The sequence below is a fragment of the Listeria grandensis FSL F6-0971 genome (assembly GCF_000525835.1).
Taxonomy (GTDB): domain Bacteria; phylum Bacillota; class Bacilli; order Lactobacillales; family Listeriaceae; genus Listeria_A; species Listeria_A grandensis.
Map to the genome: position 1 here is coordinate 1 of NZ_AODD01000037.1, position 22,524 is coordinate 22,524.

Consider the following 22,524-nt stretch of genomic DNA (forward strand, 5'->3'; position numbering starts at 1 on the left):
TAGCACTTTACCCCCAATGTGTCTATGTAAAACGACCATTTCTAAAGAACGGGCTGTCTTCATTTTAGCAATATTATGCGTAAAAGGGAAGTAAAATACCATGGCTTGCCGATAGATCGTATTTTTAGTGTACAGAAAGCGACGAAATAAATTCTTTTTGGAAGCATATTTTGTGGAATTGGAGTAAACTGTAGAGGTGCCGCAAAACGGTGGAAAAAATGAAATGGAGTGATATGCTTGAAAGATCCACGTATTGAAAAACTAGCTCATAATTTAATTAACTACTCTGTGCGCCTGCAAGCCGGCGAGAAGGTACTTATTGAGAACTTCGGTTTACAAAAAGAACTGGTGACCTCACTCGTTGCAGAAGCCTATAAAGCTGGCGGATTCCCATTCGTATCTTTGAAAGAGCCACAGATTGACCGTGAAATGATGCTTGGTGCAAGTCCAGAGCAATATGCTAAAATCGCCGAGTTTGAAGGAAACGTCATGAAAGAGATGGATGCATATATCGGCCTGCGTGCTGGTGATAATATTAATGAATTATCGGACGTCCCTGCCGAAAAAATGAAAATTAACGGCGAAACAGTTGGGAAAATGCATACGAGTATTCGTGTTAAACAAACAAAATGGGTTGTGTTACGTTACCCAAGCGCGTCTATGGCACAATTATCTAAAATGAGCACCGTCGGGTTTGAAGATTTCTACTTCCAAGTTTGCAATCTTGATTATAGTAAAATGGGAGAAGCGATGGAAAGCCTCGTAACATTGATGAACCAAACTGATCGCGTTCGTCTTGTTGGACAAGGCACAGACCTGCGTTTTTCAATCAAAGATATTCCTGCTATCAAATGTGCTGGTGAGTTGAATATTCCTGATGGCGAGGTATACACGGCTCCTGTGCGCGATTCCGTGAATGGTACAATTACGTATAACACACCTTCTCCTTATCAAGGTTTTGTTTTCGAAAACGTTTCTTTTACTTTTGAAAACGGAAAAATTGTGAAGGCTACAGCGAATGATACGGAGCGTATTAACAAAATTTTGGATACGGATGATGGTGCTCGTTTTATCGGCGAATTCGCGATTGGTGTTAACCCGTTCATTCACGAACCAATGCAAGATATTCTTTTTGATGAAAAAATTGAAGGTAGCTTCCACTTCACGCCAGGTCAAAGTTATGATGAAGCACCAAATGGCAATCATTCCGCGATTCATTGGGATTTGGTGAACATTCAGCGTCCTGAATACGGTGGTGGCGAGATTTACTTTGACGATGTTCTCATTCGTAAAGATGGCCGTTTCGTCATTCCAGAATTAGAGAAATTGAATCCAGAGAACCTCATTTAATAACATAACAAAGAAGGAATCCCATTTTGCCGGATTCCTTCTTTGTTATGCAATATTAGGCGTATCTTGGATAGCACATCAAAAAAGAACTGTACATTAGGATTGCACTAACATACAGCGCTCAAATGACACACTTAATTTATCACTCGCTTTTCTTCTATAAATTTCACACCCGTGTCAAGAATCCCTTCGTATGCCGCTTGGAATTTTTGAACATCTCCTGCTCCCATGAACAAAATCACAGCATTATCGTAAGCTAATAGACTTTCTGTATGCTGCTCTTGAATCACATGGTTGCCTTTCGTTTTTGCGGCTAGATCTTGAATCGTTAATGTGCCACGATTTTCACGCGCCGAACCGAATATATCGCATAGATACACTTCGTCCGCTAGATTCAAACTATCTGCAAAACCTTGTAGAAATGCTTGTGTCCGTGTAAAAGTATGCGGTTGAAATACCGCTACAATTGGACGATCTGGATATTTTTGACGAGCCGCATTGACAGTAGCTCGAATCTCAGAAGGATGGTGTGCATAATCGTCCACCAATACTTGGTTCTGTCTCTCCGTGATACTGAAACGACGCTTCACACCTTCAAATGTACGCAATTCTTTTGCTACATCAACAGTTCCGATTTTTTCATAGTGACAAAGCGCGATAACGCTCAGCGCATTGAGTACGTTGTGATCGCCATACGTCGGAATCACGAATGTTCCATGGAACTCACCGTTATGATACACATCAAATGTGGAGCCAGTCGTTTCTTTCACAATATTTTTAGCTTGAAACTCATTCCCCTCTTCAAAACCGAAGTAAATAATGGGAACTTCTAGTTTTAAGCGGCGCAATTGTGTATCATCGCCCAACGCAAAAACAGCCTTTTTCACTTGTTTACCAAATGATTCAAACGCACTAAATACGTCATCCTCGCTCTTAAAATAGTCTGGATGATCCCAATCAATATTCGTCATAATCGCATAGGTTGGCGAGTAAGCTAAGAAATGGCGTTGATATTCACAAGCCTCTAAAGCAAAATACTCAGCATCTGGGTTACCCTTCCCAGTCCCATCACCGATTAAATACGAAGTTGGACGCAACTCTTCTAATACATGTGAAAGAAGACCAGTCGTCGATGTTTTACCGTGCGATCCAGTAATAGCAACGCTTGTATAGCCTTCAATAAGTTGTCCCAAAAATTTATGATAGCGAATAACTGGTAAATCCATGTCCATTGCTTTCTTAATCTCAGGATGGTCGTCTTTGAACGCATTACCCGCAATGACTGTTAACCCTTCATGAATATTGTCTTCAGAGAATGGCAAAATTTCAATACCGTCTTCTTCCAATGATTTCTGTGTAAAAAAATACTTTTCTACATCGCTTCCTTGCACGCAGAAGCCCTTATCAAACATAATTTGAGCCAGTGCACTCATACCTGACCCTTTAATCCCAACAAAATGATACGTCGTCATCAATTGAACCCCCAGAATTTTAATCTTTGAAGAGGTAGCCTAAAAAATAGTGTGTTGCTTATTTTAAATAGCATTTTCATTATTTTTATTATTTCTAGACATCTTCTTGTTACTACTTACGTGTATGTGTGTTTGCTGTTAGTCGTTTCGCATGAAAACTCTCACTAAGCAATTATAGCACTTTCTCGCCCATTAAGAAATCCTTGTGGAAAATTTATATCCAAGGACTTATATTTTTGCATTTTTGCGCTTTATAAAGTACGTTTTTATACGCTAATAGAACTATGGATGTATTAATTAGCACGTATCTTTTCTAATTGTTCTTTTGTGATAATAACATCCCGCGGCCTTGAACCGTTCGTTTCTGAGACAATGCTGTGTTTCTCTAGCGCCTCCATCAATCTTGCAGCACGGTTATAACCAATACGGAAATGGCGTTGAAGCAAAGAGGTGGAAGCTCCATTCTGAGCGAGTACAAAGTCACAAGCTTCATCAAAAAGATCATCCTCTTCTTCTTTGGCAAGCTCACGTTCTAGCAACTCTTCTTGTTTGAAAAGATAGTTTGGCTCGGCTTGATTCCGTACGTGAGCAATAACAGCATCGATTTCTTGATCACCAACATAAGTCCCTTGCAGGCGAACTGGTTTAGAGGAACCACTTGGTAAGAAGAGCATATCCCCTTTTCCGAGAAGTTTCTCCGCCCCTGCTGTATCAATGATCGTTCTGGAATCGATTTGCGAAGAAACAGAGAACGAAACCCGTGTTGGTATGTTCGCCTTAATAAGTCCCGTAATAACGTCCACAGATGGCCTCTGCGTCGCTACAATCATATGAATACCACACGCCCTTGCTTTTTGAGCAATACGACTGATCGCTTCTTCTACGTCGTTTGGAGCGACCATCATCAAATCAGCTAATTCATCGATAATGATTAAAATATATGGCAATTTTTCACCTGAGTGCTCTGGGTGCGAAGAGTATTCATTAAATTTCTCCATATTTCGAACGCCAGCATGCGAAAAGAGTTGATAACGGCGTTCCATCTCTTCTACCGCCCATTTAAGCGCTGCGGTTGCAGCCTTCGCATCTGTAATGACAGGGCTAACGAGGTGTGGAATGCGATTGTACGGTGCCAATTCAACCATTTTTGGATCGATAAGTAGTAATTTCAATTCATCTGGCGTGGCTTTATAGAGAAGACTAATGAGCAGGGAATTGATGCACACACTCTTCCCTGATCCGGTAGCTCCTGCAATTAAACCATGCGGCATTGTTTGCAAATCAGTAACGATTGGCATGCCTGAAATATCGAGACCAAGCGCTGCGGTCAACGGCGATTTGCTCGACTGAAAAGCTTGGCTGTTCATAATCTCCGAAAGCATCACGGGACGGCTCGTTTCATTCGGAATTTCGATTCCAATTGTGCTCTTTCCAGGAATCGGCGCCTCCATCCGAATGTCTTTTGCAGCAAGGCTCAACTTGATATCATCGGTCAAATTCGTGATTTTGCTTACCTTCACACCTTTTTCCGGCTGAACTTCAAAGCGCGTAACGGCAGGTCCTTGCGTAACATTCACGACGCTCGCAGAAACATTAAAATTCGAAAGCGTTTCGTTTAAAAGTTCTTCTTGAAATGCTAGCCACTCTTCATCTTCATTTTCGAAAACAGGTGGTTTCAATAGATTTAGCGACGGGAAATAATAACCGCTCGCCTCTTCTTTTAGACGCGATTCTGTAGGGAAAACTGGTTTTATTCCAATTTCAGACTCTGGCTCGCTTTTTTTCTCCGCATGTTGCTTATCTTGATTCACCATCATCACGTTGAAAGGAATTCTGGTTTTCGGTGGTGTTTTTTCAGGCATTACTACTTTTTCTGGTTGCGGAGCTTCATGAATAAGATCGATGGGTTGCTCCACTGGTTTTTGTTCTATGACCGGTTCTGGCGTAGCTTCAACTTCTTCAGCGATCGATTCCGCTACCACTTCTTCCTGAATTTGTTCTAAAATAGCAACCTTTTCTTCGGCCTCTAATACGACATTTACTGTCGGGAATGCGTCATCGTTCCAAATCTCTTCTATGTCCACGATTGGCTCGGGTTCAGCTACAGCTTCTACTATTTCTGGAATGATTTCACTCGATTCTTGTTCTTTTGTGATATCAAACTCAAAACGACTTGGTCTTTTTTGGAAGGCAAACACAGGGGAAGGTACATCGGTCGGTCTGAACGGTCGTTTCTTCTCGATTTTTGGTGTACCATTCGGAATCGTTCTTGTGATACTTGATGAGACTACTTGTTGTTCTATATGTAACGCTACTTTTTTCTCCTTGATCGGTCGATACCCATCTGGAATTAACGGAAAGCGGAACTCACCTTTTGGATATTGATACACAACTTTAGCATAGACTTCGCGCTGTTGCTTGGCTGGTAGATGCTTCTGGTTTGTCGCTGGCCTTATTTTTTCAACTTTAGTTGGTACTATTTGAACCGGTGGCGCTTGTTCTGCCTCTTTTTTCGGCTTAGACACTACTTCTTCATATTCTTCGTTTCGATCGGCAAAGAAAAACTCTTTAAACCATCCCATTTATATCACTACCTATTTGTTTTTTTCCGTTTCTTAAACTGATTCTAACAGAGAAATTTAGATAAAGCTATCATGAAAGTTCTGTAACCTAGATCCAACTCTAAAAATCCTCGTAGATTGTTGTTATATCACCATCCAAAGCCACATAACATAAACTTATACTTCGCTCCTCTAAAATAAAAAGAACAATAAAAACCGGTATTGTATACCAAATAGAACGAAAATAAAGCAGTTCTCCCATCAGAAAGAACTGCTTTTCATTTTAAAATAAAACTGGAAATTCCGCGCCCGTTTCATAGCTATCATCTAGTACCATGATTCCTTTTTCTTCCGGTGCATCAGGAATCGCCAACTCGCGCGCCGCACAAATCATCCCGAACGAATCTTCTCCGCGAAGATTGGATGGTTTAATGATTAAACCACTCGGCATAACAGCTCCCACTTTAGCAACAACCACTTTTTGACCTGCGTCAACATTCGGTGCACCGCATACGATTTGTACTGTTTCGCCTCCTAAATCAACTTGACAAACATTTAGTTTATCCGCATTCGGATGCTTTTCTTTCGATGCCACATACCCGACAACAAATTTAGGCGAAAGATCTGCTTCTAACACAAAATCAAAACCATTATCCACTAATTCTTTGTTGATGAACGCGACATCTTCTGCCGTCAAATTCACTTTACCATTCGCATCAAATGCGCGTCTTTTCGAAACCTCAAATAAATTGATGGCAACCGTTTCACCAGTCTTCACATCAAAAATACGTGTCACGTTTCCTTTGGATTCAAAATCCGTTTTTTCTACATCATTGAGGTGGACTAAAAGCGTGTCCCCTACTCCTTTTTCGTTATAAAATGCATTTACAATCACGTTAACTACTCCTTTGGTCTGTTTTTGGCCATAATAAAGATCGGTTCTAGTTTACCATCATTATACACGAGAGGTAAAGAGGTAATTGGCGCCAGTCCGTCCGCAAAAAACTGCATCGTCATGTGCGCCAACACATCATAGCCCGTATTATTTCTTATATCCGCAATAATCAGCACGTCTTGATGCGGCACCGCAAGCACCATCTCGCCCTCTATTTGCGCTCGCATCTCTTCCAAAAAAGACTCATTTAAAATGCGACTCGCGTCATATCCATCATTCGTCCGCACAAAATAATAATCATTCCCACTCACCGAATCTTTTTTCGAAGTCGTTGGTCGTGTTCGCAAATTAGCAAACGCCGCAATCCGTATATCATCCAGCGTCACATCTGTATTTTGCAGACTTTCTTCCTCAATAAACCGATAGGACGCCCCTACATCCACCACATAAAAAATGGCTGTTTCCGCCGTGTGTTCTTCTCTTAACAGCACTTTCCCATCCTTCGTTTCACGAGGGAAAGAAGTCGCACGAATCACGGGATATACATTCGGTAAACTCGCACGAATATCGATTTTTTGTTGCGATGCAAGCAAACCTTCGCGTACATAGTAGCTGATTTTATCCACGGCAACATCACCATTTTCTTCCCAGTTTGCGATGATTTGCGGAATAGACAGTGTAATCGAGTGGCCGGATTCCGTCACCTTTAACGTATCCTTTTCTCGATCATAACCGAACGTCCGACCATTGCCCGAAAGCTCCGTTTCAAGGCGTTCTTTCATTTTTTGCGTAGTCATTTTCAAAACAAAGCCCTCCCCTCTTCTTATAGCGCATCGATAAAGTCATTAATTTCTTCTTTTGTTTTGCGATCCTTACTGACGAAACGCCCGATCTCCTCGCCATCTTCAAACGCCAAAAAACTTGGAATCCCGAAAATCGCCAAGTCCGCACACAGATCAATAAACTGATCACGATCTACGTGCGAAAAAGTGAAATCATCATGCTCCGCTTCAATCTCCGGCATGACCGGTTCAATAAACTTACAGTCCCCACACCAATCCGCGCTGAACATAAAAATCGTTTTACCATTATCTTTTAACTCATTAAATTCTGCTACTGATTCCAAATGCTTCATCATCACTCGACTCCTTCTTGTTCTTATATCTTCCATCCTAAAGCCCACACCAAAATTAGTAAAGAATTACGCTCACAAAACTTGCTACTCACCATTATTTCTTCTATCATAGCAAATAAGGAGGCGTTTTTTATGGATTATCATATTTATTTAGCTGGCGAAATTCATTCGGACTGGCGCGACCAACTGCGCGCTAGCATTAATGAAAAACCAGGTATCACATTCCACTTCTGGGGACCACAGGAGAATCACGGTTTGTCAGACGCGATCGGCGAAAACATTCTCGGCACGCAACCAAATCCCATTTACAAGGACTTGCAAGCGTCAAAGATCAACAATTTGCGCACCGAACTACATCTGAAAAAAGCAGACTTAGTCATCGCCCTGTTCGGCGAGAAGTTCAAACAATGGAATACCGCAACCGACGCAGCAACTGCGATCACACTCGGAAAACCAACCATCATCATCCGACCCGAATCGCTACATCACCCGTTAAAAGAGTTATCGGAGAAGGCGAACGTAACAGTAGACTCCATCGAACAAGCTGCGCAAGTAATCGATTACCTATTCACATAAAGACCACGTATGTGACAGAAGCGGGAAGATTAACTGATTTTTTCCAAATAGCGATCCCTCCCCTTCTTCACAAACAACGCGGCCTCTTCTTAGTAATCTATCTTCAACGTAAGTCCCATTCCCCTCCTAAGCGCAAAAAAGCACCCCTATTTCAGGCGCTTCTTCACGTTGACTCGTTCCTTCCAAGACCACATAAATCCGAATCCCAAAACCAGAATTCCACCAATCAACGTCGTTAAAATCCAACCCGGCTCTGTCTCCTGAAAATAAAAAATCGGAAATAGATAGCCAATCCATAAAAAAAGAGCAGAAACAATCATGATACTTCCCATCAAAATAACCGGCGAACGCCAAATTTTAAGCATTGTCGCGAATTGTTTCAAATGTCGTTTTATCCAAATTGCGGACTACCGTCGCAATCATTTCTTTAGCCGCCGCATAATCATCGATGTGCAGAATCGAATTAGCTGAGTGGATGTAGCGCGCCGGAACGCCAATTACCGCACTCGGGATACCGCTGTTCGACGTGTGTACTTTCCCAGCATCTGTTCCACCCGGCGAGATAAAGTATTGATACGGAAGGTGATTAGATTCCGCTGTATCTAATAGAAATTCACGCATACCACGGTGCATGATCATCGTCCGATCAAAAACACGCATCAAGAAACCTTGACCAATTTGACCAAATTGCGTTTTATCACCCGTTGTATCATTCGCCGGACTAGCATCGAGCGCGAAAAAAACATCTGGTTGAATCATATGCGCACTCACACCCGCACCACGAAGCCCAACTTCTTCTTGCACGTTCGCACCCGCAAATAATGTATTGGGTAGCGCATCGTCTTTCACTGCTTTTAAAAGCTCGATCGCAAGCCCAACACCATATCGGTTATCCCATGCTTTCGCCATAATTTTTTTCGGGTTAGCAAGCGGCGTAAATTCAGCCACAGGAACAATTTGTTGTCCTGGTTTCACACCAATCACTAGCGCATCATCGCGATCATCCGCGCCAATATCGATCAATAGATTTTTCGGGTCCGTTGGTTTACTTCGCTCTGCTTCTGTCAATAAATGCGGCGGAACTGAGGCTACAACACCAATCACAGGACCATTCGCTGTTATCACTTGCACACGTTGCGCTTGCAAAACTTGCGGATTCCAGCCACCTATCGTTTGAAAAGCAATCATCCCGCTATCAGTAATTCGTGTCACCATAAAACCGACTTCATCCAAATGACCCGCTACCAAAATACGCGGCCCTTCATCGGCCCCATGACGCACGCCGAAAATACCACCTAAACCATCTTGAATAACTTCATCAGAAACCGGCGTGATCTCTTTCCTCACAAAATCTCTCACAAATTGCTCGTTACCCGAAGTGCCTGGCAACTCCGTTAATGTTTTAAATAAATCCAACGTTTCTTTTTCCAATTTATAATCAGTCCTTTTCGGTGATTTCCCTAGCATTATACCATTTTTAGAAAGGCTCCGTCGATGTAAAGGCTTTTATATTTTTAGTTTAGAGGGTATAATAAGACACAGTGAAACTTAAAGATAAATACAAGTAAGATTTAGGGAGGAAAACAATGAACTGGAAAGCGTTTATTACCGGCGTTGCTGCAGGGGCTACGGCTGGTCACTTCATCAACCATTACCTACTCGAGCCAAAAACCATTTCAGGAGATGTTATTCTGGAAAATGTCAAAGAGGCATTCAAAAAAGAAGGGCCCATCGAAGGCTCGTGGATCCAACTAAAAAAACAACATTACAAAAAATTCGCGATGGATACATTCGTATATCACGGCGGTATTACAGCGATTCGCGACGGCGAGAAAAAACAATTCGAGTTTATCGCAGATGCTACGACTGGAACAATTATCGATGTTTACTTAACTTAAAAACGCAAAATGGCAAGCCACAACTCGGCTTGCCATTTTTTATTTAATAAAACTATCCACACGCTTTTGGTCGAACTCACCGCTCGCCACCATGTCTTTCATCTGCTCGCTAAAGATAACTTTTTCTGCACTTTGCAACGCTTTTCTTACAGCAGCCATCTGCAATAAGATATCCTCATAAGAACGTCCCTCATCCGTCATTTTTTTAATGGATTTCACATGCCCCTCAACCTTTGCCAACCGACTAGAAACCGCTTTTCTAACTTCCAACATCACAATACCCCCAACTTATTATATTTATATTTTTATAAAACAACATAAAACCGTTGAATATAAAGCATTTATATATCCCCCTACCCAGGATAATATGAATCATACCTTATAGGGGTATACGAAATTCAACGTTCCACTTTTACCTCATTCACAATCTGAGCATCTTCATCAAAACGCAATGCCCGATAAAAATAGTCATGATAAAAAAGTAACCATTTCCCAGTTCCATTAATTTCATCTCGCAATCTCTCCTTCGCAAAAATGGAATCCATTGGATAATCATCATATGCCGTGATCCACAAAACATTCTGATGCGCGTGCGTTGGAAAAATATCCGCCATATGAATAGCTGACTCCCCTCCACTATTGATCCGAATGACCGCATGCCCGTTACTATGTCCACCCGTCTTCTCGAGCATAATCGCATCATTTAAAGTTAGGAATTGATTGTATGTTTTTATTTGATGTGCAACGCCGTGCCAATTCTCTGGCCAATATGTTGCTTTCGATCGGATATTGGGTCGCTTCATTTCCGCCCATTCCGTTTCCGTCGTGTAGATAGTTGCATTCTTAAAAATACTTTTTCCAGTCGTATCCGTAAGTCCCACGATGTGATCAAAATGCAGATGTGTCATCAAAACAACATCGATATCTTCTGGTTTCACACCAAGTTGCGCTAAGTCTTCCAATACGAAAGATTCTTCCGCGACACCAAAATTTCGTTTTTGCTTCTCCGTCAACCGACCCATGCCAATTCCCGCGTCAATCAGATAATGCTTCCCTTGATATTCAAAATACATCGGGTCGCACACGCAGCGAATTTGATTTTTTTCATTCGGTTCATATTTTTTGCTCCAAAGCGCCTTAGGAACCACACCAAACATGGCACCTCCATCAAAATGTGTCAGACCACCGCGCAACCAATGAATCGTGATCTCCCCTACTCTCAATGTATTCATACACGTCTCCTCCTTCATACAAAAAAGCCAGAGCAACCACAATTACTGCGGGCTCTAGCCTCTCGTTATGATTTAAATGTTGCTTCCAAACGATAGATCGGAAAACCTTGCGCAGAAAACTTTTCTTCATATTCCGTCATAATATTTCCTTCATAATCGCTATGATGAAGATCTAATGACAAATATGTCAATAATATCCCATATTCAGAAAATGCCACCAGCGAGTACTCAAATAGACTACGATTATCCGTTTTAAAATGAATTTCACCATCCACAGGCAGCAACGCCTTGTAAATATCCAAGAAACGCGAGTTCGTCAGCCGGCGCTTCGCATGCCGCTTTTTTGGCCATGGGTCAGAAAAATTCAAATAAACACGCGCAACTTCACTGGATTCAAAGTATTCCAACAGATCTGCCCCATCCACGGACAACAATCGCAAATTCGGAATACCTGCAACAAGCGCCTTATCAAGCGCTGTAATCAGCACGCTTTCCACAACCTCAATGCCAATATAATTAATATCAGGATTCGCTTTAGCCATCCCGGTAACAAATTGACCTTTCCCCGTTCCGATTTCGATATGAATCGGGTTTTCATTTCCAAACAACTGGTGCCATTTCCCTTTTGATGCTTCTGGGTTTGCCACGCATACTTCCGGGTGAGCTAGAATTTTCTCTCGTGCCCACGGTTTATGTTTTACTCGCATAATGTCACGTACACCTCTTCATCCTCCATTATTTTCCTTAGCAATAATTCCAAGCGCGCAAGTTCTGGCGCTCTGCTATGCTCAAATTGCCAGTTCATCGCCATTAATACCTGACAAATCGCAAACCATTTCAATCGCAAATAAAATTCGCACGTCAACGTTTGGCCGTATTCAAGAAGCCATCGCTCCCACTCTCCGTAGGGAACATATTGATACAGTAGGACACCTAAATCATTAGCCGGATCCGCAAGCATAGCCCCATCCCAATCCACAAGGTATAGTTCCTCCTGTTCCGAAAGAAGCCAGTTGTTATGATTGACGTCCCCATGACAAACAACATGCGGTTCTTCTGGCAATGCATCGACATGCTCTATTAAATAATGATACGCCTGTGCTACCAAAGAATCAGGGTTACCTAGCTTATCCACGTACTCTGTCACTATCGCTAGTAGTTGACCACACGAATACTCTTTTTTCTCAATCCGCTGTAACATATCTCGCAATGCATCTGATTGGTGAATTTTTCCTAATAATTTCGCCACTCTTGGTTCGCGCATTTCAGTTGCCCGAAGCGTTTGTCCATTGTTAATCCATTTTTGAGCAGTGATGACATCGCCATTTTCCACGCGTCGTGTCCAGATCAATTTAGGCACAATATTCTCAACAGAAAGCGCAGCTAAAAAAGGCGAGGAATTCCTTTTCAAAAAGAATTTTTCGTCTTCATGGACAGCAACAAACGCTTTCCCAGTTTCGCCACCCGCTGGCTCTATTTCCCAATCTTGCCCAAATAAATTATCTTCCATTCCACATTCACCTTCATTTACATTACGTCGTCTAGCTTTTAAGTCTAACCATTCTCTATTTGTAGCCCCTACTTTTGTTATCATAACGACGAATCTAATCACTGTTGCAAGTATCACTAACAGTCTGCAGGTTACTCTTCTTGCTTTATGTATTTTATAAAAGCGTGATAAAAAAAATAGCCATTACAATTTTCTTAATAGCTACTTTTTAAATTTTACTTCTCTTAGTGCTTCCCGTCAAGTCAACATATGTTCGGTCTTGGATTATTTGTGACGGAAAAGCGAATAACGAGCCCTTGTATTCCATTTTATAAGATGTTGATTATCCTACGAATGATTATATCGATTTTGAAAATAGTGTCAAATTAAAAAATCCGTATCTGGATATTCAGATACGGAAAGTTCCTCAATCAATGCTCTATGACTTCCGTTTTTGTAACGATTGGAGCCAATGATTGTGGTTTTTTCTTGATGAAGACAGCGAGAATAACCGCGATCACCGAAAGAATGGAGGAGACTAAGAACGCAGTCTCAATACCGTGAATCAATACATGATTAGCGATTTGTTCCTTCGATTTTCCAATAACGTCTGTTGCCGTCATATTCTTCGCGAAGCTTGTAGCACTTTTTGACATTGTTGTGATGAGTAGCGCTGTTCCAAGTGATCCTGCAATTTGCCGCACGGTGTTGAACATCGCTGATCCATGTGCCGCCATCGAAAGTGGTAGCGAGTTGAGCGCCGCGGTTTGTAGGGGCATCATAACCATCGCCATTCCGCTAGCTCGAATCGTTTGAACAACAACAATGTACGTTAACGTTGTATTTTCATCCAAATCCGTGAACATAAATGTTGTCACAGCCATGATCACTAAGCCGATTAAAGATAGATATTTCGCGCCAAAACGGTCAAACATTATCCCAGTTACTGGGGAAAGCGCCGCAGTCATGACAGCTCCCGGCAAGAGTACTAGTCCTGATTCTAGAGGTGTAAAATGACGCACGCTTTGTAAAAAGATTGGGAATAATAGCATACCTCCATAAAGTCCCATCATAACGAAAAAGCTGATCGTTGTGGTTAAAGTAAAAGTTCTGTGTTTAAAAACATTGAAATTTAGTAGCGGGGCTTTCGCACGACCTTGATACCAAATAAAAATAGCTAATACGATAAATCCAAGTAAAACAAAGCCAAGTACTTTTGCTGATAGGAAATCATGATCTCCTGCATTACTAAATCCTAGTAATAAACTACCAAATCCAATAGTTGACAAAATAACACCGAGAAAATCCAATTTTGGGAAAGTACGTTTACCCACATTTTTTAATAGGAAGAATGCGACTACAACATCTAAAATCGCGAACGGGATAATAATGTAAAAAAGGTTCCGCCAATCATATTCTTGTACAATCCAACCAGATAATGTCGGGCCAATAGCGGGTGCAAAGTTCATCGCAAGCCCAATTAGTCCCATCGCTCGTCCCCGTCGTTCCATCGGGAATAAATTAAGCACAACGACAGTCAGAAGTGGCATAACAATCCCTGCCCCAATCGCCTGTACCATCCGTCCAATAATTAGAACCGTATAATCCCCTGCAAAACCAGAGATCGTTGTACCAATCGCAAAAGTAATCATCGCAAATAAGTATAACTGTCTCGTTGTAAATCGTTCAATTAAAAAAGCTGTCATTGGGATCATGACACCGTTGACAAGCATGAACCCCGTCGTCAACCATTGACCTTGACTCGCTGTTATATTGAAATCTGTCATAATACTTGGAAGTGCCACGTTCATCAGCGTTTGGTTTAAAATCGTGACAAATGCCCCCATTAGCATCACAATCAAGATACCGTTTGTTTTAATGCCATTTGTTGCTGCTTTCATATTCATTGTTCTTTTGCTCCTTTTTGTTCTAATAACGCAATCATTTTTTCATGTGTTGCGAGCATTGCTTTTAGTTCGTCTGAATCTATTTCTAAAACCGCCTCTAGCCGGTCAAAAAAGACATCATATGTTTCATCTACTTTTGCAAGACCTTCTGGTGTTAGTTGCAGGTTAAGCGCCCGTCTGTTCCCTTCGTCGCGCCCTCGCGTTAAGTAACCAGCCTTCACCAAACGGTCGACAATGCCGCTCATCGTACTTTTATTCACTTTGACACGTTCAGCAAGCTCACCTAGTGTTAAATGCGGCTCTCTTTTTAGCGTGCCCAAGGAAAATAATTGCATCGTTGTAATGTCTCGCTTCGTGGCTTCTTCTTGCAAGTAATGATGTATCTTACGCTGCATTGTTCGAAAAGAGATAACAACTTCGCGTATTAATTTCTCATCCAATATTCGTTCCCCTCCTCCAAAGTTCATAAGCGAAAGATTCGTATACGAACTATTAACAAAGCTTATTATACGCCTATTTTTAATGATGTCAAGACAGTTTTCTAACCATTTTCTCATGAAAGCGAAAACAACAGCCGTATTTCAATGTTATTTTATATATATAAATATTTATATACATATAGTCCCTTGGTGAAAAACGAGTTGCCAATGACCATCGTTGCATCTCCAAACCGAACTTCGTAGCGAATTCCGACTTTCTTTTTCATCAAAAATACGATATGTCGCCAAAATAACTTCCTCAGAAAGCTCCTGAATTTCAAAATGACTTAGCCTCATGTTCACTTCGCCAATACCGTTTTCACGGATCGCTTCCCCTTTATAAAGAACACGTCCAGAACTCCCAAATTCGAAAAAATCTGGCGCCAAGAGCTTTTGTAACGCTTTTTGAGACGCACGGATTTCAGGCTGGAGTAACTGCTCTTCTAACCCCTGCAAATGATCCTTTAGTGAGAAATTCATGTTCTTTTTTCGCCTCCTATAACAAAAACGAACCGATTCATCTATTCATGAACCCGTTCGGTTTTGTTATTCTATTAATTTACCGCCAATTCTCCGCACTGTTTCAAAACTTCTTTTGTAAAGGCGTCATGTAATTGTTTTGTGATTGGTCCACGCTTTCCGTCACCGACTAATTTTCCATCGATTTCGATAATCGGCGTCACTTCGATGGTCGTGCTCGAAATAAATACTTCATCCGCTACCGCCAAATCAGCTAGTGTAAAGCCAGATTCAACGACTGGAATGCCATTTTCACGGGCTACTCGCAAAATAACTTGGCGTGTGATGCCTTCTAAAATGAAATTATTGGAAGCATGCGTAATCAGCGCGCCATCTTTAATAATGTAAGCATTCGCCGCAGAGCCTTCCGTCACGTTCTCCCCACGATGCAAAATCGCTTCAAATGCACCTGCTTGGTGCGCTTTATTCTTTGCAATGGTATTTCCAAGTAAATTCAAGCTCTTAATATCACAACGCAACCAACGAATGTCCTCTTCAAGAATCGCTTTACGACCGTTCTCAAACAGCGTCGTATCCCTTGGCACCTCACTCGTCGAAGCTGTAAGCACTGCCTCCAGTGGTGTACTTGGAATCACGTGATTACGTGGAGATTGCACACCTCGCGTGATTTGAAGATACACATTACCAGTCCCAACATTGTTTGCTTTCACAAGACCGTCCAAAAGTTTGCGTAATTCTGGCTTGCTGTACGGAATCACAAGGTCAAGCTTAGCTGCACTGGCATACAAGCGCTCAATGTGCTCATCATATGTAAAAAACGTGCCATTATACATACGAACAACCTCATAAATGCCGTCTCCGAACTGGTAACCTCTATCTTCAATGTCAACTTTTGCCTCGTCACGCTCTATTAATTGATCCTTCACTAATACTTTCATTTTCAGCACTCCTTCGCGAAATGTTTTTGCAACTGTCTAAAAATTCTAATCAAGACCAGAGCAGAGGGCAAAACCTAGTTTCATTCCTCTGCTACTTTCTAGCCTGAATCTTAATTTTTTTCAATTATATACTTTACTTCGCTAGTTTGTAAAGGGCTTCGGCATAAATTGCGATTGTTTTAATTAAATCGTCGAAATACGCGAACTCATCTTTTTGGTGCATCGTGTCTTCACGTTCTGGGAATAGCGCTCCAAAAGCAACCCCTGTCTCCATATGACGTGCATAAGTTCCACCACCAATAGCGAGCAATGTTGCTTCTTCGCCAGTCTGGTTCGTGTATACTTCTTGCAATGTTTGGATTAGCGGATGGTCTTTCGGTACGAATAATGGCTTCGAATCATCGTAATGCGTATACTGGCCATTATACTCATTAACAACTGTTTCCATTTTTAATTTCAATTGATCCATATTGGCGGTAACAGGATAGCGGAAATTGAGGCCGTAACGACCGCCTTCTTCGACACTATAACGAATCACACCAACATTCATTGTCAATTCGCCGCTTTCCTTATCTTCATAGCGAATGCCAAGTTTCACAGCACGAGAATCGCCACATAGGTAGTCTTTACCAAATGTCACAAAATCGCTTGCCACACCGGTTAACGTGAACTTGCCTAGGAAACCAACTAAGTGAAGTCCTGCATTGACACCGTTATTTGGCTCCATCGCATGTGCCGCTTTACCGATCAACGAAATAGTTACGGAATTACCGGATTCCGCGATTTCACCAGCAAGTTTTGTTTCTTTTTTATAGGCTGCAAATTTCTTCGCGATTTGATCGAAGTCTTTGACGTTTTCTAAAACAGCTTTCGCATGATCTGGAACCATATTGTAACGCGCGCCAGATTCAAAACCAATCAAGCGGAAATCGGCGTTTCCTTCTTTTTCGCCATCTTTAAAAGAAATATCGAGTTCTGAAATACCTTTTTCTGCATGAATAATCGGGAATTCAGCATCCGGAACGAAGCCCATTGTCGGTTGCTCTTCGGTCTCGAAATAGCGCTCTACGCAAGACATGCCACTTTCTTCATCGGAGCCATAAATCATACGAACACGGCGGGATAATGGCAAATCAAGTTCTTTAATAATTTTCATGGCATAGTAGGCAGCCATTGCTGGTCCTTTATCATCCGCTGAGCCTCGCGCGAATACTTTCCCGTCTTTCAAAATTGGATCGAATGGGTCGTGTGACCAGTCATCGCCAACCGGCACAACATCCACATGTCCTAATGCTGCAACCAGTTCTTCCCCTTGACCAAACTCGGCGTGACCGGCAACATTGCCAACTTCTTTCGTTGCAAAACCATCTTTTGCCGCGAGTTCTAAAGCAAAATCCAATGCTCTCTTCACTTCTGGGCCAAATGGTGCATCCTCCGTCGCTTTGGAATCATCACGCACACTTGGAATGCTTAAAATTGCGAATAAATCGCGTTTAAAATCCTCGCGGCGTTTCTCTACTTCCTCTTGCCAATTGATCGTACTCATAGTATAACAATCCCTTCAACTAGTTATTTACTGCATTTGGAGAAAAACTTGTAACTTGACACAAATCAAATGAAAACAACATTTATACTCCAGTCCTGTCCTTCTCCATTGTATACTCTTTTGCGCTCGTATGAAAGCATTTTGAGGTGCTTTACGACATAAAACCTTGAATTGCCTCAAAATCCCAGCGTACCATGCGTGAAGCAAATACAACATCCATTCGTTCTAAGCTACTTGCTTCCAGTGGAAACCATTCATATGCTTGATGTTCACTCGAAATTCGGACATCGCCTTCTGGTTTTTCGCATAAGTAAATCACGCCTGTAATTTGATATTCTGGTTGGAAAAATTCCCATGTATCATACAGAATAAACGGCTGTACTTGGAGTCCTGTTTCTTCTTGTACTTCGCGAAACAGCGCCTCCCCCTTTGTTTCTCCAAAATTCATGCGACCTCCTGGAAGTTCCCACACATCGTCTTTCACATCGGCTTTTTTTAAAGCGAGAAATTTGCCATTATGTATGATTACTGCTTTTACTGCTGGAAATATTGGTTTCATTTTACTTTCACTCCTTTTGTGGATAGGTTATACTAAATTGGACAATTAAGCAAGGAAAGTTACAGTACATAAGAAAAAAAATAAAAGAAAAGGATGATCTCAAATGAAAAAAATCACACCTAAGGTTATCTGCGCTTGGATCAAACAACGCGATGATGAAACGAATAAAGGTGATTATGGACGTGTTTTATTGATTGGCGGTAACGAGCAACTCGGCGGTGCGATCATCATGGCAGCACAAGGAGCAATTTATAGTGGCGCTGGGCTAGTTTCGGTTGCTACGCATAGCCTGAACCATTCAGCCCTTCATGCACGCCTTCCAGAAGCGATGTTTATTGATTCGAGCGATACGGATTATTTGGTGCAAGTCTTACCGAAATTTGATGCGGTTTTAATTGGACCAGGGCTCGGTTTAGATGCTACAGCGCGCGCCTTGTTGACACTTGTGTGCGCTCATGCACAGCCTCATCAGCGAGTTATTATCGACGGTGATGGGATTACACTTTATGCTTCGAAAGATTTCGACAAACCGCAAGCAACGCTGATTTTTACACCGCACCGGACAGAATGGGAACGCTTGACGCATACGGATACAACGGATCTGGACGACATGAAAAATCAAGATTTTGCAACAGAACTAGATGCTATCGTCGTGTTGAAAGATCACCGGACGCGCGTGTACATCGAGGATGATATTTGGCAAAATATTTACGGAACACCTGCAATGGCAACAGGCGGAATGGGTGATACGCTCGCAGGAATGATTGCCGGTTTACTTGGTCAGTTAGACAAGCCAAAACATGCTGTTCTAACGGCAGTATTTTTGCATAGCTATATTGGTGAAACGCTGGCGAAGAAGAAATATGTTGTTTTACCAACAGAAGTCGCGGAACAAATTCCGTACTATTTGAAGAGGTTCAGTGAAACAGACGATAATCCTTATTAAAATGAAAAAAGAGAAATGAAAGGTGTGCTGCCTTTTATTTCTCTTTTTTAGTGCTAAATTAGGAGACTCAGTTTGTAGTGTAATCTTTTTAGATTTCAATACATGCCAAAAAAAGTTTGCAAAACCTATTTAAAGGTCTCGCAAACTTTTTCAAATCATTCTTTTTTTCTCGGTAATTTTAAACCAATCGTCATGCCGAGCAGTAATGCGCCTAGTAATCCTAACGGTACAGCGACCCAAATGAATTTGAGAATATACATCGCTATTCCCGCAATAACACAAAGCAATCCTAGAAACAGGAATAGCCGTGCGCGCCGTGCTTCTTTTGACCTTTTTCTTGTTCGTTTTTCCATGATGTGTTGCCTCCCCTTATGCTTTTATACGTAGTTTTCGACGGATGGTCGCGGCTCTTGGTCCAAATACTTTATCGAACAAGCGTAAACGCAAGCTAAGATAGCCATAAACGAGTGTTCCTACACCACCGCAAATGATGAGTAGAATCATCGAATTGAGTTTTGTTTCTGGATTCATAAATAATGTCAAACCTTGGTATACGAGCAATACAGAGATTGCCATCGCCAGGTTAAGGAGCAACATTAAAACCGTCCTTCTTAAAATCACGCTGAAATTATAGTTTGCATATTTACGAATAATAATCATCGCGAAAATGACGGACACGGTATAGCCAAGACCAGTTGCTGCAACGGAACCCCGCGCGCCCATCCACATCATCAACGGCATTTGGAAAACAGATTTCGTCAATAAACCGATGAGCAGGCTTAAAATCGTGAATCGTTGTTCATCAATTCCTTGCAAAATTGCCGCCGTCACGCTGAATAAGGATAGTAAAATCGCGACTGGTGCGTAGAATGCCAAAATTTGAATTCCCGCCGGGTCGTGTTCATAAAACACCGTATACAGCGGTTCTGCAAGTAAAGACATCCCGATACAAGCCGGTAACGTGATGAAAAGCAACACTTGGAAAACATCGTTTAGCTGCTTTTTCACATTTTCTTGTTCGCCGCGCGCATAAGCCGCCGTCACGAGCGGAACAATCGTCATCGAAAACGCTGTCGCCAAACTAACTGGAATAATGACCAGTTTTTGCGCACTAAAGTTAACGATACCAAGTAAATTCTCAGCTTCGTGCCCACTGTAACCAATCCATGTTAAAATGCGACCGAATGTAAACTGGTCAATTTGCTGGTAGAGTGAGCTTGCAATTCCTACGACTACAAATGGTACTGCCGTGATGAAAATATCTTTATACATCGAAGGTAAGGAAACCGTCACTTCCCCTTTACTCGTTCGTAGCAAAGCATCGAGTCCCTTTTTACGCTTGAAAAAGTACCAGAGCAGGCATGCGAGGCTCGCTAATGCTCCGATGAAGGCCGCAAATGTGGCAATACTAATCGCGCCAACAACCGTACCATGCAGTATATAAAGAACCGTTGCCGAACCGACAAGCAAGAATGCAATACGAACAATTTGTTCAACGACTTGAGAAACCGCAGAAGGTCCCATCGACTGGTATCCCTGGAAAAAACCACGGATCAAACTCATCACCGGAATAACGATGAGCGCAAAACTGACTGCACGGATAACTCCTGTCACATCCTGGACAGTGTAACCACTACCTTCAATCGATTGCAAGCCCGCCAAAACCGGCGCCAAAGCATACATCGCAAGGAAGCTGACAAATCCTGTTGCAAGCATGAGGTACACACCGCTTCTGAATAAACGGCGTCCAATTTCATATTCACCTATCGCGTTATATTTCGCTACATACTTTGCTACTGCAAGCGGAACCCCCGCCGTTGCGATTCCAAGAAAAATCTGATAAGGTACATACCCAAAATTATACAACGTCATCGGTCCTGCGCCACCCATAATCCAATAGAATGGAATAACATAAAACAGACCTAGAAATTTAGAAATGAAAGTTCCTAACGTTAAAATGAAAGTTCCTCGAAGTAGTTTTGATGAAGACATAGACCTCGTCCTTTATTATGAAGTGCTCTATATTTGAGCCGATTAATGATACTCGCTTTTGAATTAAAAAGTGCTCTGTTAAAAACTCAACTAAATTTTAGTTTACTCCTTCTTGCATCAGCTTGCAATCATTAGTTGAAAATAAATAAAAAAAGCGGGAAAATACACTCCTAATTTTATACTTGGTAAACGAAACATTTAGATTCACTTCTAACACATTGGAAAGCTAATATAAACAGAAAATTATTTTCACTAAGCCTCTCATTTAATAGTTCTCCCTCTTGGCAATACGCATGCAAAACGGCTCTCACTACTTCATCTTGTATTACGAACATTTAGTGACACGAAAAACAGCACTTATCCCTATTTTTATAGAGTAAGCGCCATTTAATCATGAAATTTGTACTATCTTCTTAATTATTCGCTCTTGGCAATCTGCATGTAATTTCGGACTGTGAAGAAATAATAAATCGCATAGATGGTAGCATACGCGAGAATGACGGTGGATAAGGCGAATGTTACGGACATACCTGTATTTTGTCCAAATGCAGTCAGCGCGACAATTGTATGACAAATACCAAGTAGAAGGGGAACCAAAAATATAACTAAAATTTGATGAGCAATCGTTTTGTGAATCATTGCGTGATCCATACCAATTTTGCGCATTAAAGTATATTGATGGCGATCATTGTATGCTTCTGTAATCTGCTTAAAGTAAATGATACAGCCCGTTGCAACAAGGAAAGTTAAGCCGATGAATAGCCCGACAAATAAAATAGAACCTGTGGATACGGCATTCTGATGATGAAAATTTAGGTACGACATAAAGAAAACCTCGCCGAATTTCCCATTCTGACTTACTATTTTTTCAGCAGTCGAAATGTTATCGTCTGTGAGGTTGTACAGATAACTGGTTTCTTTCGTTGCTGTTTTACTAAGCGCATTAAAGTCTGCATCATTTAGTACGTACAGGATGTTAGCAGAGCTATTGACTGGATTGGTCACTTTGACTGATCGAACTTGGAAGGCATGTCTAGTCGTGAGTGGTTGTTTTGTACTTTGCAACTCC

24 protein-coding genes are annotated in these 22,524 nt (G+C 41.7%); 4 read left to right on the forward strand and 20 right to left on the reverse strand.

What is annotated here, in order from left to right; genetic code table 11:
- The first annotated feature begins 237 nt into the window (after positions 1–237).
- On the forward strand, positions 238–1,350 hold the full coding sequence (locus PGRAN_RS14770) for an aminopeptidase (protein ID WP_036068356.1): 1,113 nt from the start codon (positions 238–240) through the stop codon (positions 1,348–1,350).
- Between the two features lie 134 nt (positions 1,351–1,484).
- On the opposite strand, the gene murC is transcribed toward PGRAN_RS14770, so the two are convergent.
- From murC to PGRAN_RS14795, 5 genes are all read right to left on the reverse strand, one after another.
- Positions 1,485–2,822 (reverse strand): UDP-N-acetylmuramate--L-alanine ligase, encoded by a 1,338-nt coding sequence (gene murC / locus PGRAN_RS14775; RefSeq protein WP_036068357.1) that lies wholly within the window; start codon positions 2,820–2,822, stop codon positions 1,485–1,487.
- A 293-nt stretch (positions 2,823–3,115) separates the two neighbouring features.
- Positions 3,116–5,404 (reverse strand): DNA translocase FtsK, encoded by a 2,289-nt coding sequence (locus PGRAN_RS14780; protein WP_036068359.1) that lies wholly within the window; start codon positions 5,402–5,404, stop codon positions 3,116–3,118.
- Between the two features lie 262 nt (positions 5,405–5,666).
- Positions 5,667–6,278 carry a YtpR family tRNA-binding protein gene (ytpR, locus tag PGRAN_RS14785; protein ID WP_036068360.1) on the reverse strand — a complete coding sequence of 204 codons (612 nt, stop codon included), beginning with the start codon at positions 6,276–6,278 and terminating at the stop codon, positions 5,667–5,669.
- Positions 6,279–6,283: 5 nt separating this feature from the next.
- The gene (locus tag PGRAN_RS14790) at positions 6,284–7,075 is read right to left on the reverse strand and encodes a DUF1444 domain-containing protein (RefSeq protein ID WP_036068432.1); all 792 of its coding nucleotides are present in this window, start codon (positions 7,073–7,075) and stop codon (positions 6,284–6,286) included.
- A 26-nt stretch (positions 7,076–7,101) separates the two neighbouring features.
- Positions 7,102–7,413 carry a thioredoxin family protein gene (locus tag PGRAN_RS14795; RefSeq protein WP_036068434.1) on the reverse strand — a complete coding sequence of 104 codons (312 nt, stop codon included), beginning with the start codon at positions 7,411–7,413 and terminating at the stop codon, positions 7,102–7,104.
- A 132-nt stretch (positions 7,414–7,545) separates the two neighbouring features.
- Between PGRAN_RS14795 and PGRAN_RS14800 the strand changes: the two genes are divergently transcribed.
- Entirely contained in the window at positions 7,546–7,989 is a 444-nt protein-coding gene (locus PGRAN_RS14800; protein WP_036068362.1) for a YtoQ family protein, read from the forward strand.
- A 146-nt stretch (positions 7,990–8,135) separates the two neighbouring features.
- Here PGRAN_RS14800 and PGRAN_RS14805 read toward each other — a convergent pair whose 3' ends face one another.
- A complete protein-coding gene (locus PGRAN_RS14805) occupies positions 8,136–8,372 on the reverse strand; it encodes a hypothetical protein (RefSeq protein ID WP_036068370.1) in 237 nt (78 codons plus the stop codon).
- Complete coding sequence (locus tag PGRAN_RS14810; RefSeq protein WP_036068373.1) at positions 8,347–9,420, reverse strand: M42 family metallopeptidase; 1,074 nt, start codon at positions 9,418–9,420, stop codon at positions 8,347–8,349. Before PGRAN_RS14810 ends, PGRAN_RS14805 begins: the two co-directional genes overlap by 26 nt.
- A 155-nt stretch (positions 9,421–9,575) precedes the next feature.
- On the opposite strand from PGRAN_RS14810, the gene PGRAN_RS14815 reads away from it, so the two are divergent.
- Positions 9,576–9,887 (forward strand): PepSY domain-containing protein, encoded by a 312-nt coding sequence (locus PGRAN_RS14815; RefSeq protein ID WP_036068374.1) that lies wholly within the window; start codon positions 9,576–9,578, stop codon positions 9,885–9,887.
- Between the two features lie 39 nt (positions 9,888–9,926).
- Here PGRAN_RS14815 and PGRAN_RS14820 read toward each other — a convergent pair whose 3' ends face one another.
- The 10 genes from PGRAN_RS14820 to PGRAN_RS14865 all read right to left on the reverse strand — a co-directional run bounded on the left by PGRAN_RS14820 (position 9,927) and on the right by PGRAN_RS14865 (position 18,517).
- Complete coding sequence (locus tag PGRAN_RS14820) at positions 9,927–10,160, reverse strand: metal-sensitive transcriptional regulator (RefSeq protein WP_036068375.1); 234 nt, start codon at positions 10,158–10,160, stop codon at positions 9,927–9,929.
- 125 nt (positions 10,161–10,285) lie between these two features.
- Positions 10,286–11,119: an MBL fold metallo-hydrolase gene (locus tag PGRAN_RS14825; RefSeq protein ID WP_036068377.1), complete on the reverse strand. Its 834-nt coding sequence runs from the start codon at positions 11,117–11,119 to the stop codon at positions 10,286–10,288.
- Positions 11,120–11,184: 65 nt separating this feature from the next.
- Positions 11,185–11,826, reverse strand: coding sequence for a tRNA (guanosine(46)-N7)-methyltransferase TrmB (gene trmB / locus PGRAN_RS14830; protein ID WP_036068380.1), 642 nt, complete (start codon positions 11,824–11,826; stop codon positions 11,185–11,187).
- On the reverse strand, positions 11,817–12,629 hold the full coding sequence (locus tag PGRAN_RS14835; protein WP_036068382.1) for a phosphotransferase family protein: 813 nt from the start codon (positions 12,627–12,629) through the stop codon (positions 11,817–11,819). Before PGRAN_RS14835 ends, trmB begins: the two co-directional genes overlap by 10 nt.
- A gap of 410 nt (positions 12,630–13,039) precedes the next feature.
- Positions 13,040–14,515: a multidrug efflux MFS transporter MdrM gene (gene mdrM / locus PGRAN_RS14840; protein ID WP_036068383.1), complete on the reverse strand. Its 1,476-nt coding sequence runs from the start codon at positions 14,513–14,515 to the stop codon at positions 13,040–13,042.
- Positions 14,512–14,955, reverse strand: a complete 444-nt coding sequence (locus tag PGRAN_RS14845) for a MarR family winged helix-turn-helix transcriptional regulator (protein WP_036068388.1) — start codon at positions 14,953–14,955, stop codon at positions 14,512–14,514. The genes mdrM and PGRAN_RS14845 overlap by 4 nt, the downstream gene beginning before the upstream one ends.
- 168 nt (positions 14,956–15,123) lie before the next feature.
- The gene (locus tag PGRAN_RS14850; RefSeq protein WP_036068389.1) at positions 15,124–15,474 is read right to left on the reverse strand and encodes a nuclear transport factor 2 family protein; all 351 of its coding nucleotides are present in this window, start codon (positions 15,472–15,474) and stop codon (positions 15,124–15,126) included.
- Between the two features lie 74 nt (positions 15,475–15,548).
- Positions 15,549–16,412 (reverse strand): D-amino-acid transaminase, encoded by an 864-nt coding sequence (gene dat / locus PGRAN_RS14855; protein ID WP_036068390.1) that lies wholly within the window; start codon positions 16,410–16,412, stop codon positions 15,549–15,551.
- A gap of 133 nt (positions 16,413–16,545) precedes the next feature.
- Positions 16,546–17,958, reverse strand: coding sequence for a dipeptidase PepV (gene pepV / locus PGRAN_RS14860; protein ID WP_036068391.1), 1,413 nt, complete (start codon positions 17,956–17,958; stop codon positions 16,546–16,548).
- A 151-nt stretch (positions 17,959–18,109) separates the two neighbouring features.
- Positions 18,110–18,517 (reverse strand): NUDIX hydrolase, encoded by a 408-nt coding sequence (locus PGRAN_RS14865; RefSeq protein ID WP_036068394.1) that lies wholly within the window; start codon positions 18,515–18,517, stop codon positions 18,110–18,112.
- A gap of 103 nt (positions 18,518–18,620) precedes the next feature.
- Here PGRAN_RS14865 and PGRAN_RS14870 point away from each other — a divergent pair, with 103 nt between their 5' ends.
- On the forward strand, positions 18,621–19,463 hold the full coding sequence (locus tag PGRAN_RS14870; protein ID WP_036068395.1) for an NAD(P)H-hydrate dehydratase: 843 nt from the start codon (positions 18,621–18,623) through the stop codon (positions 19,461–19,463).
- Between the two features lie 155 nt (positions 19,464–19,618).
- Here the strand turns inward: PGRAN_RS14870 and PGRAN_RS14875 are convergent, their stop codons facing one another.
- From PGRAN_RS14875 to PGRAN_RS14885, 3 genes are all read right to left on the reverse strand, one after another.
- Entirely contained in the window at positions 19,619–19,816 is a 198-nt protein-coding gene (locus PGRAN_RS14875; RefSeq protein ID WP_036068396.1) for a hypothetical protein, read from the reverse strand.
- A gap of 16 nt (positions 19,817–19,832) precedes the next feature.
- Positions 19,833–21,455, reverse strand: a complete 1,623-nt coding sequence (locus PGRAN_RS14880) for a putative polysaccharide biosynthesis protein (RefSeq protein WP_036068398.1) — start codon at positions 21,453–21,455, stop codon at positions 19,833–19,835.
- 417 nt (positions 21,456–21,872) lie between these two features.
- Positions 21,873–22,520 (reverse strand): FtsX-like permease family protein, encoded by a 648-nt coding sequence (locus PGRAN_RS14885; protein WP_036068403.1) that lies wholly within the window; start codon positions 22,518–22,520, stop codon positions 21,873–21,875.
- Positions 22,521–22,524: the final 4 nt, after the last annotated feature.